12 protein-coding genes are annotated in these 17676 nt (G+C 48.4%); 4 read left to right on the top strand and 8 right to left on the bottom strand.

Translation table 11 applies throughout. The annotated features are described in order from the left end of the window. Positions 1 to 301: 301 nt before the first annotated feature. On the bottom strand, positions 302 to 2074 hold the full coding sequence (locus tag ACUTVW_RS24570) for a glutamine--tRNA ligase/YqeY domain fusion protein (protein WP_445648187.1): 1773 nt from the start codon (positions 2072 to 2074) through the stop codon (positions 302 to 304). Between the two features lie 275 nt (positions 2075 to 2349). Between ACUTVW_RS24570 and ACUTVW_RS24575 the strand changes: the two genes are divergently transcribed. From ACUTVW_RS24575 to ACUTVW_RS24585, 3 genes are all read left to right on the top strand, one after another. After that, positions 2350 to 2607, top strand: coding sequence for a DUF2164 domain-containing protein (locus tag ACUTVW_RS24575; protein WP_445648188.1), 258 nt, complete (start codon positions 2350 to 2352; stop codon positions 2605 to 2607). Positions 2608 to 2641: 34 nt separating this feature from the next. After that, entirely contained in the window at positions 2642 to 3190 is a 549-nt protein-coding gene (locus ACUTVW_RS24580; RefSeq protein ID WP_445648189.1) for a GNAT family N-acetyltransferase, read from the top strand. Between the two features lie 293 nt (positions 3191 to 3483). Further along, positions 3484 to 4461: a hypothetical protein gene (locus ACUTVW_RS24585; protein ID WP_445648190.1), complete on the top strand. Its 978-nt coding sequence runs from the start codon at positions 3484 to 3486 to the stop codon at positions 4459 to 4461. Between the two features lie 155 nt (positions 4462 to 4616). Here ACUTVW_RS24585 and ACUTVW_RS24590 read toward each other — a convergent pair whose 3' ends face one another. Together ACUTVW_RS24590 and ACUTVW_RS24595 are read right to left on the bottom strand one after the other, a co-directional pair. Beyond that, entirely contained in the window at positions 4617 to 5405 is a 789-nt protein-coding gene (locus ACUTVW_RS24590; protein ID WP_445648191.1) for an SDR family oxidoreductase, read from the bottom strand. A gap of 60 nt (positions 5406 to 5465) precedes the next feature. After that, positions 5466 to 5963, bottom strand: coding sequence for a GNAT family N-acetyltransferase (locus tag ACUTVW_RS24595; protein WP_445648192.1), 498 nt, complete (start codon positions 5961 to 5963; stop codon positions 5466 to 5468). 240 nt (positions 5964 to 6203) lie between these two features. Here ACUTVW_RS24595 and ACUTVW_RS24600 point away from each other — a divergent pair, with 240 nt between their 5' ends. Continuing rightward, a complete protein-coding gene (locus tag ACUTVW_RS24600; protein WP_445648193.1) occupies positions 6204 to 7277 on the top strand; it encodes a methyltransferase domain-containing protein in 1074 nt (357 codons plus the stop codon). 100 nt (positions 7278 to 7377) lie between these two features. Here ACUTVW_RS24600 and ACUTVW_RS24605 read toward each other — a convergent pair whose 3' ends face one another. The 5 genes from ACUTVW_RS24605 to ACUTVW_RS24625 all read right to left on the bottom strand — a co-directional run bounded on the left by ACUTVW_RS24605 (position 7378) and on the right by ACUTVW_RS24625 (position 17671). After that, complete coding sequence (locus tag ACUTVW_RS24605; protein ID WP_445648194.1) at positions 7378 to 10773, bottom strand: GH36-type glycosyl hydrolase domain-containing protein; 3396 nt, start codon at positions 10771 to 10773, stop codon at positions 7378 to 7380. Between the two features lie 301 nt (positions 10774 to 11074). Then, entirely contained in the window at positions 11075 to 12064 is a 990-nt protein-coding gene (locus ACUTVW_RS24610) for a LacI family DNA-binding transcriptional regulator (RefSeq protein WP_445648195.1), read from the bottom strand. 667 nt (positions 12065 to 12731) lie between these two features. After that, positions 12732 to 13646, bottom strand: a complete 915-nt coding sequence (locus ACUTVW_RS24615) for a class I SAM-dependent methyltransferase (protein WP_445648196.1) — start codon at positions 13644 to 13646, stop codon at positions 12732 to 12734. A gap of 608 nt (positions 13647 to 14254) precedes the next feature. After that, positions 14255 to 16318 carry a molybdopterin-containing oxidoreductase family protein gene (locus ACUTVW_RS24620; RefSeq protein WP_445648197.1) on the bottom strand — a complete coding sequence of 688 codons (2064 nt, stop codon included), beginning with the start codon at positions 16316 to 16318 and terminating at the stop codon, positions 14255 to 14257. A 486-nt stretch (positions 16319 to 16804) separates the two neighbouring features. Then, positions 16805 to 17671, bottom strand: coding sequence for a formate/nitrite transporter family protein (locus tag ACUTVW_RS24625; RefSeq protein ID WP_445648198.1), 867 nt, complete (start codon positions 17669 to 17671; stop codon positions 16805 to 16807). Positions 17672 to 17676 lie beyond the last annotated feature (5 nt).

A 17676-nucleotide genomic window follows, 5' to 3' on the forward strand; every position in this document is an offset into this window, starting at 1 on the left:
CTGTGACCGTTAGAATATCTCGCATATGAAATGGATGGGTCGGCGACGTGTTAATGTGATGGCAGACGGCTGCTCTATACCGAAAAATAAAAAAAAGGGCGTCCCGTCATCTTAATGATGAAGGAACGCCTTTCGAATGTTTATGCAGCTTACTCGTCCCGAAACTTATGTGCTCTAACCAAATCCATCAGGCATTCGGCGAGTGAATTAACGTTAGGCTGACGCTGGACGTTTGTTTACCCACCAGCGTTGTCTCATGCTCTTGTACATTTATCTCATCTCGTATCCTCGTGTATCTACCTTATGCCTTAGGCAATTGGAACGAGCTTTTCAGCGATACAACCCGGTTGAATACCGGACGGCCTGGCTCGGAGTGCTTCGGATCAACACTGAAGTAACCGTGACGGAAAAATTGGAACTTGTCCTGTGGTTGTGCCTCTTTCATCTCTTGCTCCACGTAACCGTGAACGATCTCGAGGGAGTTCGGATTCAACTGATCCAGGAACGTTTTTTCCGGTTGCTCCACGGTCTCTACTTCAGCACCAGTCACATCTGCCTCCATCTCAGCTCCTGCTACAGCAGCTTCCACTTCTACCTCAGCTTCCGCTTCCGGTGCATCAGCCGAAATCAACGGCTCGTACAGACGGAATTCCGCAGGTACCGCTTGTGTCGCTTCTACCCAGTGAATCGTGCCTTTGACTTTACGTCCTGTAAAGCCGCTGCCACTCTTCGTTTCCACATCGTACGTGCAATGGATCTCAACGACGTTTCCATCCGCATCCTTGATCACATCGTTACATTTAATGAAATAAGCATGTTTCAGACGAACTTCATTGCCAGGGAACAAACGGAAGTATTTGTTCGGCGGATTCTCCATAAAGTCGTCTTGTTCAATGTAAATTTCACGGGAGAACGGAATTTGGCGATTGCCCATCTCCGGGTTCTCTACGTTATTTTCGGCCTCCAGCCACTCGACTTGTCCCTCAGGATAGTTGGTGATGACTACTTTGAGCGGGTGCAGCACAGCCATCGTGCGCGGAGCTTTCAGTTTCAGATCCTCGCGAACAAAGTGCTCCAGCGTTTGCAGATCAATCACGCCATAGTTTTTGGAAATGCCTGTTTCGTAAACAAAATCACGAATGGCTTCCGGTGTGTACCCCCGGCGGCGAAGACCTGAGATCGTTGGCATCCGCGGATCATCCCAGCCATCGACATGGCCTTCGTCCACAAGAAGCTTCAACTTACGTTTGCTCGTAACCATCTGGGACAGGTTCAGACGGCCGAATTCATACTGACGCGGCTGACCCTCCATCTCACATTCCGCGATGACCCAATCATAGAATGGACGTTGATCCTCAAACTCCAGGGAACACAGGGAGTGAGTGACGCCTTCAATGGCATCTTCCAGCGGGTGTGCGAATGCATACATCGGGTAGATGCACCATTTGTCGCCCGTGTTATGGTGGTGTGCATGAGAGATACGGTAGATGACCGGATCACGCAGGTTGATGTTAGGCGAAGCCATATCAATCTTGGCACGCAGCACCCTCTCTCCGTTCTTGAATTCGCCTGCACGCATCCGTGTGAACAGATCGAGATTCTCTTCCACCGAACGTTCGCGGTACGGGCTATTCTTGCCCGGCTCAGTCAGCGTTCCGCGCATTTGACGGATTTCGTCGGCGCTTTGATCGTCGACGTAGGCTTTACCTTTTTGAATAAGCAAGACCGCACGGTTGTACATCTCGTCGAAATAATCCGAGGCAAAACGTTTCTCGTTCCACTCGTATCCGAGCCATTTCACGTCTTCCTGGATGGAGTTCACGTACTCCACGTCTTCCTTCACAGGGTTCGTGTCATCAAAGCGCAGGTTTGTCTTGCCGCCGAACTCGCCGCCCAGCGTAAAGTTGATCCAGATCGCCTTCGCATGACCAATATGCAGATAACCGTTCGGTTCCGGAGGAAAGCGGGTAATAACTTCCTGGACTTTGCCCGACCGGAGGTCTTCGGTAATGATATTTTTAATAAAGTTAGGTGGGGTTGTGAATCGATTGTCCACGAGTATCAAACCTTTCATGAATGGATTGGAGCTTGCAAGAATTGCAGCAATTCCGGCTTAAATTCCTTAAATACGAAGTCATTTCCTGAAAATATCCGCTTTCATGGAAAGTTTCGTACGCGTTTCATTTAAATATACCTTTAACGAGAGAGGAGTTCAATAAATAACAACACCAAAAATCGGGATTAGACATATAACTGCCTTCGCACAAGTTAGGCCCAATACCATTTTGACGAGTTCGCACGAATCATGTAGCATGATAGTAAAACTAAATTTAAGGGAGGGTTTCCCAAGTGAACACGCTAAAACTGACCAAAGAACAGCAGGACGAAGCCATTCGCACGATCCAGTCGTATTTTGAAGAGGAGCGCGGCGAAGAATTGGGTGATCTGGCGGCATGGGGCGTCCTCGATCTGTTTATGACACAGCTTGCTCCCTACATATATAATCAGGCACTCCGTGACGCACGCACAACGGTGAACCAGCGCATGGCCTCTATGGAAGAAGATCTGTTCTCATTGGAGCGCAAACTACCCCTGCCTCCCCGCTAATCTACCTATTATATAAAGAAAGAAGGTTGCAATCATGTTTACCTATTCATTGGATGAATATACGGAGCTTCGCCCACTTTTGATGGAACACACCAAACCGCTGTTTGACCTGACGGATCGTTCCCGGGATCAACTGAGACATTGGCTGCCATGGGTGGATCAGGTGACCGAGATTGAACATACATCGAGCTTTATTACCAACGCGTTAAAACAAGCTGCAGAGAATGGTGGCTTCACTGCAGGCATATGGTTAAAAGGAGACCTTGCAGGCATCATCGGTTTCCACGAAATCAACTGGTCGAGCCGCTCGGTGAGCATTGGATACTGGCTTGGCAAAGGTTTCGAAGGACAAGGCCTGATGACTAGCGCCTGCCGTGTCCTGGTCGATTACGCTCTGGTAACGCTGGATCTGAACCGGGTCGAGATTCGCTGTGCCACCAACAACAAACGCAGCCGTGCCATCCCGGAACGTCTGGGCTTTGTGCTTGAAGGTGTCATCCGTCAGGCGGAGAAGTTGCCTAAAGGGTACGTCAATCATGCGGTATACGGCATGCTGCAGCATGAATGGGAACTTTTGCGATAATCAGCCTTACATAATGGACATAAAACGGACTTGTATCCTATTTTCATAAATGAATTACATTCAAAGCACACTGAAATACATCATACCTTATCGCGTAAGATCGTATCACGTAAGACCGCTTACCCCTTATCTGTGACATTCACACTTGCCACAGATGAGGGGTTATTGTGGTTATAACACCATTTTTTACTTCCCGTTAAGGTTGAACTAATCTCTGCTTCATGCTCTGTGCCTAAGATAGCGTTGTGGCTATATAACCACTAACTCTATTCAAGGAAGAAGGATGATCACGGATGAAGAAAACCACAACATCAAAAGCAGTACAAGTAACCAGCGCTTTAGCTTTAACGTTTGCACTTGGCGGGGGCTTGCTGGCAACAACTGCGGTTCATGCAGACCCTGCGGCGAAAGCATCCGATGCACTCCAAAATAAACGCACTGCCCCGATGGGATCCCATATATTGAAACCACCTGGCGAAGCAGAACGAGGACTTGGGCCTTGGTTCGGCCCTCATGCCGAAGAAGTCCTGTCGGTGCTGGGCATAACCAAAGATGAATTAAAAGCAGCTCTAAAAGCAGACCAGTCCCTTGCTGAAATTGCTGCCTCAAAAAAAGTGGAGACACAGACGCTCATTGATAAACTTGTAGCCATGGAGAAGAAGGAACTGCAACAGCAACTTACTGACTCCAAGATTACACAAACTCAGTATAATGAGCGTCTAACCGCTCATACGGAGCATGTAACCGAACTTGTAAAAGAAAAACCATCCGCATTACGCGCGAAGAAACCTGAACTCCCTGCGCCTGGAGTTGGTTTGCCTGGACGGGGGTTTGGCCCTGAAGTGGATCGCAACTTGGACAAGCTCGCGTCTCTACTTGGACTGACAACGAACGAACTATCTTCGTCACTACAAAAAGGCAATACCCTTGCCGAGATTGCATCTGCTCAGAAGGTAAACGTGCAAACCATTATTCAGAAGCTTGCAACCGACAGAACATCGGATCTGCAGCAAGAATTAAAAGAGGGTAAGATCACACAGGCTCAATATAATGAGCGAGTTGCTGACCTAACCGGGCGTATCACAGACCTTGTCAATGGGACTCGTCCATCGGTTGAACCGAAGCATCACCACGGCCCTCGTTTGAAAGATGATTCGGGCGCCTCGGTAAAACCTTTGCCGGAGAACGAGAAGACAGATACAACGGGTAAGACAGGTACGACTGATAAGGCAAGTACGAGCACATCCGATCTTGGTGAAAACCCTGCGTAATGAACCATCCAATCATTTAGCGCTTGATGAAACGTTATAAATGCGTCGGGGGTTCTTCACCCCTACAGAATGTTTCCATGCCAAGCCCCTCCTTCTCACGCTTTCAGCAGCGGTGAAGGAGGGGCTTTAATGATGATCAGGTACATAACAGTCTTTTAGAGCGCACGCACCATGCCACCATCCACTATTAATGACGTTCCGGTAATGTAGGTGTTGGCCCCGGATAACAGGAATACAACGGCTTTGGCAAATTCCTCTGGCTGGCCGTAACGCCCCATCGGAATCTCTCTGCGGAACTGCTCCGCGATTTCATCTTCACTGACCCCGTTCTGTTCTGCTCGCGCCGTATCCAGCTCACGAATCCGATCTGTTGCGATGCGTCCAGGGGATACGGTGTTAATCAGAATGCCGTAAGGCGCAAGCTCCTGAGAGAGCGTCTTGGCGAGGCCAAACACACCCGTACGGAACGTATTCGACAGAATCAGGCCGGGAATAGGCTGTTTGACCGAAGTCGAAGCAATGTTGACGATATGCCCTCCGTTTGTCTTCATATACGGAAGTACACCTCGAATCAGCCGGACATAACTAAGCATGTTTAGCTCAAATGCATGCTCCCAGTCTTCGTCTGTCAGTGACTCGAACGTACCCGAAGGCGGACCGCCGGAATTATTGACCAGAATGTCGATCTGCCCAAACTGCTCTGCTGTTGCCTGAATAAGTGCCGCGATGTCCTCCTTACGAGTTACATCCGTTGCGACATATTCCACGCGTCCACCGCCACCAAGTGCAAGTAACTCTTCCTTGACGATAGCGAGCTTGTCCTCGCTCCGGCTTGCCAACATCACATCGGCACCTTCCAGTACCAGCTGTGCCGCCACCGCTTTGCCCAGGCCGCGGCTGGAGGCCAGCACCAGTGCTTTTTTACCGCGAAGTCCCATATCCATTGTTTATTCCTCCTCTGCGAAGTTCATTTGCCTATTCCATCAGCAAACTGTTTAAACAGCCTATGCATGAATAAAATAAGCCATCAAAATATCGTCCACATCGCTGCCACCGATTCGAAACTCGGACACAAGCCTCCCCTCCGTTACAAACCCACATTGCTCATAGAAAGCAACCGCTCCCGGATTACTTGATAACACACGCAGCCTGAGCTTGCGAATGCCTTGCTCCAGCGCGTACTGCTTCATTGCTTTCATTAAAGCTGTCGCTACACCCGAGCGGCGAAATTCAGGGTGAACTGCAATATGTATCTCGTATACATGGCGGTTTACCGGCATTCCTGTGGGAGGATGGAAGCCTACGTATCCGCATACCCGATCCTCTTGTACCGCGATTAGCTGACTGCCTGGCGGGCAATATTGCAAATACTGCTGTCTGGATCGCCATTGCATCGGAGCTGGCGAAGTGGAGGCGTTCCAGACCAGCAGATCAAGCTCCATCAGCTGGTTTGCATCCTTCATCTCGGAAGCACGAATTTGATACGTATGACTGGTAAGCATGCCGATTCAACCTTTCATATATCGTCATTAAATATTTTGTAGTTTTGCCTCATTTTACGATCTTTTTCATGAGCCTTATTCTGCTATCTATTGTAGCATAGCCGCCAGGTGGACTAAAATTCCGCCTTCGTTTGACCAAATAATGAAAATCGACTTCACCTTGACGTAACGTCATACTTTATACTGAATCCATGGTAACCATTATAGATACGGTTCAATAAGGTAAGGAGGTATATCAGAGTGAATATCAAAGAAGCCTCATCCCGGCTGGGAATATCGGCAAGAGCTATTCGTTTTTATGAGGAAAAAGGGTTAATCCAGCCTGCCAAACAGTCCAGCAACGGATACCGCACCTATACGGAAAATGATATTTGGCGTCTGCAGACGATTGCAGCGTTGCGCGAGATTGGCATGTCCCTGCAGGACATTACCCATGCCCTCGCTGAGATAGATCAAGGCAACCAGCAGGGATTGGAGGAATATCTGGAGCTGCAGCAAGCGGTAATGTATGCCCAATGGGTAGAGTTGAAACGGATGATGGATACGACTCAGCGTATGATGGACTTGAACCGTCAGGACGGGTCGCTGGATGTCAGTCATCTACACGAGCTGGCTGGTAGTGCACGTCGTCTGCGGGAGGCAAGACAGAACTGGCATGACCGCTGGAATTATGATCAGCAAGCAGCCATCCATGATCAGCGGGTTCAGGCCGGAAAAACAAAAGAAGACAAGCCTTTCAGCCTGTACCACAATTATGATGAAGCCTTGGAACAGACTGTACAGTGGATCTCTCCAGTATCCGGGGAAGCTGGCTTGGACATCGGGACTGGAACAGGCAATCTGGCTGGCAGAATGCTGAACCAGAGTGCAGTCATGACCGGAATGGATCAGTCACGGGAAATGCTGCGAACGTGCCGACGGAAATATCCGCAAATGCATGTGAAGCTCGGTAATTTCCTGGCGCTTCCTTTTGCTGATCACTCCTTTGACTTTGTCGTATCCAGTTTTGCCTTTCATCATCTGGGCCCGGAACAGCAGCAGCTCGCTTTGGAAGAAATACAGCGTGTGCTCAAAGCCAGCGGCACGAGCAGAATCTGTCTCACTGACTTGATGTTTACGGATTCCGCCCATCGCGACGCTTATAGTAGGTATGCTGCCACAACTGGAGATGCGGAACAACAACGAGCATTACGAGAGCGCCATTTCCCATTGCTAGGCGAATTGTGCAACTGGCTGGGTTACCTGGGCTACGAGACCAAGCATATACGGCATAATGAGCTGTTACACACGGTGCTTGCGGTGCCACGGCCTTAAGCGGTAATTGGGTTTGCATATGCAGCATAACACGTGAGGTAAACCAAAGAGCCAACCCTCTGAATGAAGGTTGGCCTTGATTATTTACATAATTGCCAGCTTACATATAAACATCAACAATCGTGCGCTCTGCTGCGCCGCTTGCTTGTTTGAACGTATCCAGCGAGATGCATACCCCGCCTTGACGATAACGGTTCGCTGTACGCTCACCAGCCACGTCTTTTCCATTGACCGTTACACGGCTGACAGCTTTCTCATTCAGATGGTAGATAAATGTCACCGGCGTGCCTGCATATTCGAATTCAAATTGCATGCCGTCCAACTCAGCCGGCAGTACCGGGTCGATCACCAGGTTGCCGCCTTCCTGGCGAATACCCAGTGCATTCGAGATCAACTGGTTCATGTAGATTCCAGGACCGCTGGAGTAGATTCTCCATCCGCCTTTCACCTCTACCGTCCCTTTGCGAAGCTGGTCAAAATGTTCCTGCGCCTCGTAACGAGTGTTAAACTTGCCGTCCGAACTACTGAAGTACGCATTCGCTTGGCGAATCTCTGCGTTAGGCACAACTTCGCGGATCCCCACAGGGTTGATCATCGCCAGACCATTCCACACCTGATCGGTCTTACCGAGCTTCGCCATCGCTTCCACGTAACGGATATGGGCATGCACGTATTGCAAACCGATCTCACGTCCGAAGTTGGACGCTTGCTCTGCACGTTTGAAGTGTGTACTCACGCCGCCCGCATATTGTGCAGGACGGTTCATCAGACGTACACCATCCGGGCAGAGGAACTGCTCACGAATGAGCGCATAATGTGCCTCGGCCTGTTCTGCATTCAGCAACTCACCGATCATGCTGCGAGTCATTGGCAGCAGGCGGTATTGAATGCCTGTCTCGGTGTCTGTCGGGTGCAGCATCAGTTTCGCCTGATCCGCCTCTTCCATGTACACAAAGCCCGGAATCACATCTGTGCCCAACATATAACGGTTGAAGTCCTCGCGGATCCCCTCTGCCAGTGCTGCAAGCTCCTGCGCAAAAGCTTCGTCTTTCGACTTCAATGCCTGTGACAGAACATTCACGGATTGATACGTCAAGGCCACCGTCCAGCTGCTCACCATGTATTGCTTGAGCTGTGCATTGGCTGGCTGGAGGGTATCGTCCCAGTCGCCATCTCCATAGGAGGACAGGAACGTATCGTGCAGGAAGTGCGCACGGATGTAATCGATCTCTTTTTTCGCGTGATCCAGTACCGTGGCTGTCTCTTCAGTGAACCCGAAGCTGTGTTTGACGGTATAAGGCACTTTCTCGTCCAGAATCGCATAATCACGAGTTGCCGTCAGGTAGTCTGCCAGCACTTTCAGCGGCCATACGATGATATCGCCATGGCTCTCTTCCTGTTGAATCTCAAAGTATTTATCAAACATGAACCATTGCGGCCAGTTGCCATCATCTTCGTACTGGTGTGTGTACACCATTTTGATAATATCGCGAACTTGCTCATATTTTTGCGTTGCCATAAAGTACTCCACCGGACCTTGGCACACATCACGTGTACCCCAAGCCGCGCCGCCGTATTGCTCCAGACCGTGAGGCACAGAGTAGTGAACCAGCATATTGTGGGTGTACCACCAAGCAAGCGCATTGACTTTGAACAAATCTTCCGCATCCTGGCTCTCACCACGGGACAGACGGAAACCATTCATGACACCTGCAAAGAACTCACGGTATGCCTGCACTTCTTCTTCAAAAGAAAGAGTAGAAGTTGCTGTATCAGCACCGGCAGTTGCCTGACCTTCCAGCACACCCTGAACCTTCAGCGTCCATTCCGCACTTGCTTCCAAACTGAGCGTTACGAGCGAAGCAGAGCCGCTGCGAACACCGCTGGCAAGCAACGTTTCGTCTCCAGCCTGAACAGCAGCACCTTCAACCGTCATGCGGTACTCAAGCTCTGGATACGTTCCTGCACTGAGGGACTCCGAATCTGCTTTGAATATCAGTGTATCGCCATCCTGTGTCATGTGCAGTGGATATTCGTACTCATTCACGTTCATCGTAATCTGGTTCGTCACCAGGTAACGATAAGCCTTGCCACTTGTCGAGCGCACATTCATGCGCACTTCTGTGGCATGCGTCGTTGTATAGTTTGTCACGATGAGTGTATCGGACTCCATTTTGTAAATCCAACGGGCGTAGTTAAAACCAATCTCGAACAAAGACGGCATCGTTAGCAGGCGATATTGTCCATCCATCTCCACATAGATGCGTTGTCCCGCCGTCTTCGGCACGTTCAAGGCATTACGGGCATTGCTCATCATTTTATTAAAATTCGTGTTGCCAATGACGAGCTGTGAGTTGAACATTCCGTACATGTACGATGTAGTTGTAATAACCTGTGCACCAAGTTCTACATTGCCGCCACTCATCAGAATGTGTCCATGTGGACGTTCTACCAGCAGTTCTTTGGCTTTCAATACGATATGTTCGTAAGATTCCGTAAAGAAGGACAACAGTTGATTCCCACTACGTTCTTCCTGATGACGGTCAGGGTACAGGTCGTTAATTTCTTCCTGTGTCAGATCGAGTGCAGCCAGTGGCTCACCCAAAGCCGAGGAGAGTTTCACCTGCTCAAGCACATCACCTAGCTCTGCGTTCAGAGCCTGCACTTCGTTCCATGCCGCTTCAACTTCATCCCCAAACTCCAACGCAGTGATGCCCGATGCATGGTTAGGCTTCGCCAATCCATAGAAAACAACCTCTGTTTCACCGTTCAGTTCCAACAGCTCGGATTGCAGTGCAGTATAAGCGAATTCATACTGGTAAGTCTCGTTTGCCAGTGACGGACGACTCAGACTTTCAGGTTGATTGGTTTCTTTGTAAGACAGTCCGAAGAACTGGAATCCATCCGTGGAGTAGCCCACTGCTTTGGTGAGAGCACCTTGTTGCATGTAAGGGAAAACGCCGCCCTGCGGCTGGTTTTGACGTGAGCATACCACATAACCTTTTGCATCATCTTCAAATACCGTATGGTCAATATATTGAGACAAATATGCTTCATTACTACGTACTGCGCCCGGATCAGCAAGTCCCACATCTTGTCCATAGACCACATCGACACGCTGCTGTTGTCCTGTAATCTTCACATCCCAGAACCAGATTCCTTGCGGTGCAAGCGTAAATACAACTTTATACTGGATCGCCTGCGCTTCATTGTTCGGTTGAACGCTGCCTGTCCAGATCAGCTGACGGTCTGCATGTGATTTACTTGTGGATACTTGGCTGCCAGAATGCACGCCGAGGAGCGGGAACGAAGTGATTACCCCATCCTCATGTACACGCAGGTACAGATTATTCAAAGACCCATCAATCGGGTTGCTAAGTAATTGATTCAGCATTGTTGAACCGGAAGTGGCCTGGTACAAGTCTCCACTGTTCAAAAAAGTAAATGTGACTTCTCCTGCTGCAAGACGAATCGTTTCATTCATAGTTGTTGCCATCTCTCTATCACTCCTTAAATTAGTTTACCGCTTAAAATCGAAACGTTTCGATATTTTTGAAAAAGAATAGGGCTCCCTTTGAACCGGTCGTTTCTGACCCGTTCCAACGATAACCCTCATACTGTAATACAAGTAACACATTGTGTTCAGTTACAGATCACACTTCTCATCGTTATGTATCCATCTTAGCCAAGTCTTGCTGTGATGAATACTTGCCCACCTTTTGCACCTACTGCCCCAGTTGCCGCCTGTATTACATACCATGATGCTAACCCGGTAACCTTATGTCCTACTCTCTACCTTAAGGAGAACCCACAGAACCGCGCTCCACCAGATCAATCGTCAACGTATAAGATGGATTAACACTCTCTCCATTCAACATCTGGAACAGCAGATGTCCAGCCAGTGATCCGGCCTCATGCTTGGGCTGACGAATCGTAGTCAGCGGTGGTTGAATATATTCAGACAGCTGGATATCATCAAATCCGATAACTGAAATATCACCCGGTACCGAAATACCGCTCTCTTCAAATGCTTTCAGTCCACCTATCGCCATCTCGTCATTTCCGTAAAACACCGCTGTCGGAAGCTCGCCCTGCATAATCATCATCTTGGTTGCACTGAAGCCTCCTTCGCGTACAAAATTGCCGTTCAGGCGCCACTTGGACTTTTCTGCAAGCCCCGCTTCTCGCATCGCCCGGAGATATCCCTGGTAACGTAGTGCATTATCATAGGAGTTGGATGGCCCGCTGATATAAGCAATATCCACATGACCGCCTCTGATGAGACGGCGGGTTGCCAAATATCCCCCTTGCTCACCATCCACCAGCACGTTAACGAGGTGATCACCAGATAGCTGCCGATCCATAACAATGATCGGGAATCGCGCTCCCGCAGACTCGATCAGGATTTCATCATGGATGTTATGAGCCAGAACAACGGCTCCATCCACTCTTTTTTCACGCAAAAAACGTACGGCCGTTGAATCTCCTCCACCCATCGAGCTACACGCAATCAGGTCATACCCGTTCGCCAGCGCCACATCCTGCACACTACGAATCAGCTCGGAGTAATAAGGTCCCGACAAGTCCGTCAAGATTAGCGCGATGGTATTGGTCCGGCTCCGTTTCAGATCCATGGCAAAGCCGTTTTTACGGTAATTCAATTCCCGTGCTGCCTCAAGCACCTTGGCTTTGGTCTTGGCACTCACCTTGCTGTCCCCGTTCAATGCATAGGAAGCAGTGGAGAGCGCCACACCTGCCAGCTTTGCCACATCCTTGATCGTTGCCATTCCTTGCTCGCCCCTTCTTACTTAACTCATCCGTTACGTTCATTAATCTATAGCAGATAGAATGTATTAGAATAACAACTACTACCACTTGAGTCCAATTCTCTGTTTCTTGTATAGTTACTATTCTTGGTGATGCACTTGTTAGTGATGTTCGGGTTAACTCTCGTTATGCTTTGGTTGTACCGTTATCGTGATTCTTTGCTTACTTCTCAGCATTACCTTATTTTATAGATCGAAACGTTTCGAGCTGTTTTTAAAAAAATAATCATTGCTCAACCTTCCTGTCTCTCTGCTTCTGCAAAGACAAAACGGTCGTTATGAGCCGTTCATTAATAATGAATTTCTACATCCTTGTTCAACAAGAACATTAACCAATCAGCTATACAGGCTAGATTGAAACGTTTCGACATTATCATTATAGTCGCTGGTGATAGCGATTTCAACTATTTTATCTAATTTTCGCAGAAATAAACGACATATTCAATACGTTCTCATATTCTTTTTGGACAGCAAGCGCACTTCACGTGTTGGAAGATGACTTGCTTTATAAGAAAGTCCTAACCTAACGCTCACTAAACATAAGCATAAAGATCAAGATAAAGGCATCTCTCTATACAAAGCAAGTCAGATCGTGTAGCAAATGGTCAAGGCTATTGAGGAATTAAGGTTACTTTTTCACCGCATGAATAAAATGAATGGTTTCAAAGGCTGACAAGTCATCCGTTCGTTGACTGAAATAACGCTCCTGTATATCTTCAGGTGAAAGATGCTCATAGATCAGAAGCCCTGCTTGTTCAAGCAACTGCTCCAGTTCCGCATAGGTGAAACAGGATTTCATCGGTTCGCCACCCATCGCGGCCATCTTAACCATATTTTCAACCCGATTAAACTTGCCTTTCTCCTCATAAAGATACTCATCTGCGTAATCAAATACGATAGAACTTCCAGCAGGGAGCGTTGTAAAGGCTTGATGGATCAAGCTAAAAAAATCTTCTTTGGACAGATAATACGAAACCCCGAGTAATGTAAATACGGTTTTCACATTCCTCAATACTGTGCTCGTAAAATCAGTGTTAATAATCTCTCGGGTAAAATCCATAGGAACAAAATGAAGATTACTCGGAATCAAAAGCTCTGCCTGTTGCAAACGCTCTTTCTTCAACTGTTGGGCGAGCGGAAGATCCACCTCAACAATATCTAGTGTATACTCCAGTTCCGGGTGTCTGAGCGCATACGTATCCATGCCCGCACCAAGGATAACCACTTGTTTCACTCCCAATGCAACTTCTTGTAGCATCACCTGCTCACTATAGGCAGAACGAGCCAATGTTATGGGTGAGAGCTGGACTTGAACGATCCATTTTAAAATCTGATCCCGGTCTCCGCCGAACTGACGATCTGCGTCCGAGTGAAAGAAATCTATACCTTGAATCATACTTGCTCCAATATCTGCACATTCTTGTGAGGTGATCAGCTTTGTCGCTAAAAAATCATTAATAATAAGCGGTTCATCATGCTCAACATGATAGGCTCGGGCAAAAGCTGAAATCAGGGATGTGATGCTGGGCTTATTTTGGCTCATCGTAGTAATTTCCTCCCACATAAACAGAAATAAGGTTCCCCTGGCCAGGGAACCCCATTATATACAGAAACTCTACATATGTAAATTATAGCATATTAAATTTATTTTGTCAATATTTATTTGAGATTGGTTTGACATATTCAATGCTTTTTCGCTCCATGAAGCACGAATCTAAACAGAGCAATCGTAGCGGTTCCTGTTGCAGTCCATTCGTCCATTACTCTTTACACCTGACTACCCGACATCCACTAGCCTGTTTCCAGACAAAAGGCTCCCGCACACGTAGCATGACTCCCTACGGCGAAAGCCTTTCATCGGAATTAATCTAAGAAGCATCGCGTTGACTGATTTTTTTTATTTTCTTCACTTCATACATCAATCTTATTACAAACGCAATTTCCAAAGGTACACAAACAACAATAGCAATAATAAAAGAGGCCTCCAGAGCCATATAAAATAGTATAAGAACACCTATAATATATGCTAGACATGACAATATCCCGCTTCGCCGACTCATACTCTGATAATTGTCTCATATTATCATTCCTTTGTAATTTTGGACTACTACATTACTACAGAGAAATGCGTCTTATTAACTGCAATCACCCTTATTGTCGCTTCACTTCAACCGTGGCCGAGAAAAAGGTTGCGCCATTCCCCATATCCGACAATCGATTAGATGTCAGCGAGTTGGAGCGTTGCTTTTTACCATCGCCGTCCCACCACAGCCCTTGGCTGATGACCGTTCCCGGGAGCATGGCATCCGTCACTTTAGCGGTCAATTCAATGCGTCCACGTTCATTCCATACTACAACCGCATCGCCATCCCGTACTTCGCGGCGAGCCGCATCCTCTGGATGAATCTGCAATAGCGGCATCTTCTCCAACCGTTGATGTTTAGCTGAATTGCCGAAGCTGGAGTTCAAGAAATTATGGTTTGGCGGAGAAACATACATTAGCGGATACGCGTCATTAGGTCCAGCCGGATTCTCTCCATCAAAACCCTCAACTAACGCAGCGTATGTCGGCAATGGCGGTAGCCCCTTTTGCTCCATCTGCTCGGAATATAATTCAATTTTACCGGATGGCGTAGGCAGATGTTCCAGGAAGGACTCATGTGCCGACATGTCCAGCTTCACAAAACGATGCTGCTTCAGACCGTCCAGCGTAATCCCGTTCATATACGGATTTTCTGTGTCTTGAAGTGCATTCTCAATCATCTGCTCCGGTGTTTCACCGAAGATATCCGCATCATAACCCATCGCTTGCCCCAGCAGCGAGAACAGTTCCACATTGCTTTTGCTTTCGCCGATTGGCGCGATAACCGGCTCCTGGAGCTGGACATACTGATGCCAGTAGGACAGATACAGGTCCGTTGCTTCAAAAGAAGACGTCGCTGGCAGCACAATATCTGCATATTTCGCCGTATCCGTCATGAACAGGTCATGTACGACCGTAAACAGATCTTCCCTTGCAAAACCTCGCTCCACTCGTTCCGTATCCGGTGCAACCACCAGTGGATTGCTGCAGTAAACTAACATGGCCCGGATCGGCTGCTCCGCTTCCAGCAATGCTTCGCCAATCCGGTTCATATTCACGACTCGCGGCTCAGCCTCTTGCCTTAGATCAGGCCGCTCCAGCGCATCACTGTTGGTGCTCGCGTAACTGTTCGTACGAACCGCACCGCCGCCGCGCTTCAGCCATTGCCCCGTAATCGCAGGCAAGCAGGCAATGCTGCGTACGTTCATGCCCCCATTGTCATGATGCTGTAAACCATTCCCAATGTGAATATGAGCAGCCTTGGCGCCTCCGTAGAGCTGCGCCAGCTCCACAATCGTTTCTTCCGTCACGCCCGTAATCCGTGCTACGCGCTCCGGGTTGTACTTACGCACATGCTCGCGCAGCGCTTCGTGTCCTACGGTATACTTTTGCATAAACGCTTCATTCGTTAGTCCTTGTTCAAACAGCACATGCATCAACCCCAGTGCCAGCGCACTGTCTGTACCCGGGTAGAGCGGAATAAACCAATCTGCCCATTGCGCCGTCCGGTTGCGGTGAACGTCAATAACCACAATCTTGGCACCGTTCTTGCGGGCCTTCTCCGCCAGTACGACCTGATGCATATTCGTGCTGACGATGTTCCCGCCCCAGACCACAATCAGATCCGCATGCTCTGTATCTTCAGGCAACGTGCCGTGATTAGCTCCCATCGTATATTTCCAGCCGGTGTTGCCCGCAGCATTACAAATCGTCTGCTCCAGCATACTTGCCCCCAGCGCATTAAAGAAACGCCGATCCATACCGTCTACACCCAGCACACCCATATTACCGTAAAAACTATACGGGAGTATGCTCTCAGGTCCATACGTTGCAGACAAGTCTTTGAACTTTCCCGTAATTTCCTGAAGCGCTTCGTCCCAGCTGATCCGCTCGAACTTGCCTTCACCTTTGGCACCGACTCGTTTTATCGGATATTGAAGACGCTCGGGATGATACACCCGCTCCGTCATATTTCGAACTTTATTACAGATCGCACCCTTCGTAATGGGGTGATCCGGATTACCGGTTACCTTAACAATTTTACCTTGTTCTTTATGTAATAGCAGACCACATGTGTCTGGACAATCGAGCGGGCATACCGCTGGAAATACACCATTCTCCTGATCGATCATCGTTTGGCTCCCCCTCTTTCAATGGCTATCCCTATATCATATCCCGTTCGGGACTAAAACGTAAAGAGAACAGGGTAAATCGGCTAAATTTTCGTGAATGTCGGGTAGCCTATTTCTGTGCAAATCTATTATTCTTGTTTATTCAAAAAAAGTTTTATCCCTTTGATTCATTCTCTGAAACCAGGGGTAAATTAAGAACAAGGCATTAGGCTGGTGTTTCCCCACTTCCTCCTCATGCCATATCATGGACCACTCCCGAAATTCGCCATGCTCAGGTTTCGTTCCCCCGAACCTTGTCATGGCGAATTTATTTTGCGCAAAAAAAAGATGATCCTATCTCCTCTCGCCACGACCAAACTTGTCGTGAAGCGATAAGATGCATCATCTCACTTCATTATTTCTGGTAAATCTCCGTAACTATCTTCCTACACTCTGACTATTTATACTTGCAAATACGATGCTCCTAAGTGTCTACTCTACCCTAGGTTAAGCCTGTTTGCTCCACATCGCTCTGCCCTCTGCTTCCATAGGAGCAGTTACAGCAGGAACCAATGTTTCCTTTTTGGCTACTGTGGCTGCTTGCTCGGTCTTGCGCAGATATACCATCCAGTATGCAGCCGCTACGAACATTGCTCCGCCCGTCAGATTCCCCAGCCAGACCGGAATAAAATTCATGGCATACTGTCCCCAGGAGTAGTGTCCCTCAAAGATCGCTGCCGGAATAAGAAACATATTAGCCACAACGTGCTGAAACCCGATCGCCACAAACGCCATCGTTGGAAACCAAATACCCAGAATTTTACCGCTCATCGTATCGGCTGCATAAGACAGCCAGACTGCCAGCGCCACTAGCCAGTTACAACCTATGCCTGAGATAAAAGCCTGCAGGAAGCTGTCGTGTAACTTGTGCCCTGCCATATCAACTACTTTAGTCAGGTATACACCTTCGGCTGTAAGCCCAAGTACATGACCAAAGAAAAAGGCCACGAACAGGGCACCGAGCAGATTGCCAAATGTAACGAGCAGCAAGTTCTTCAGCATGCTGGCTGGAGAGATTTTACGTGTGATTGCAGCGAGCGGTACAGCCATCATATTGCCCGTCAATAGTTCTCCTCCGCCAATCAAGACCAGAATCAGACCTACCGGGAACACCGCCGCTCCGATAAATGTGGCAATGCTTCCCCACTCTGCTGGTGCAGATGCAATTACACGAATATCCAACAGAAACCCAAGCGCAATGAAGGCACCTGCCAAGAACCCCAGAATCAGTACTGAGGAAACCGGATTTTGTGCTTTCTTCAACCCGGCCTTTGCCGTATATTGTGCAACCTCTTGAGGGGTTTTAGTCGCCATATATC

The sequence above is a fragment of the Paenibacillus sp. TSA_86.1 genome, from assembly GCF_052691815.1.

Bases quoted from the DNA above. Each gene is read 5' to 3' on its own strand.
- ACUTVW_RS24605 (WP_445648194.1), bottom strand. From the start codon at position 10,773: ATGGCAACAACTATGAATGAAACGATTCGTCTTGCAGCAGGAGAAGTC.
- ACUTVW_RS24570 (WP_445648187.1), bottom strand. From the start codon at position 2,074: ATGAAAGGTTTGATACTCGTGGACAATCGATTCACAACCCCACCTAAC.
- ACUTVW_RS24625 (WP_445648198.1), bottom strand. From the start codon at position 17,671: ATGGCGACTAAAACCCCTCAAGAGGTTGCACAATATACGGCAAAGGCC.
- ACUTVW_RS24580 (WP_445648189.1), top strand. From the start codon at position 2,642: ATGTTTACCTATTCATTGGATGAATATACGGAGCTTCGCCCACTTTTG.
- ACUTVW_RS24620 (WP_445648197.1), bottom strand. From the start codon at position 16,318: ATGATCGATCAGGAGAATGGTGTATTTCCAGCGGTATGCCCGCTCGAT.
- ACUTVW_RS24585 (WP_445648190.1), top strand. From the start codon at position 3,484: ATGAAGAAAACCACAACATCAAAAGCAGTACAAGTAACCAGCGCTTTA.
- ACUTVW_RS24595 (WP_445648192.1), bottom strand. From the start codon at position 5,963: ATGCTTACCAGTCATACGTATCAAATTCGTGCTTCCGAGATGAAGGAT.
- ACUTVW_RS24610 (WP_445648195.1), bottom strand. From the start codon at position 12,064: ATGGCAACGATCAAGGATGTGGCAAAGCTGGCAGGTGTGGCGCTCTCC.
- ACUTVW_RS24615 (WP_445648196.1), bottom strand. From the start codon at position 13,646: ATGAGCCAAAATAAGCCCAGCATCACATCCCTGATTTCAGCTTTTGCC.
- ACUTVW_RS24590 (WP_445648191.1), bottom strand. From the start codon at position 5,405: ATGGATATGGGACTTCGCGGTAAAAAAGCACTGGTGCTGGCCTCCAGC.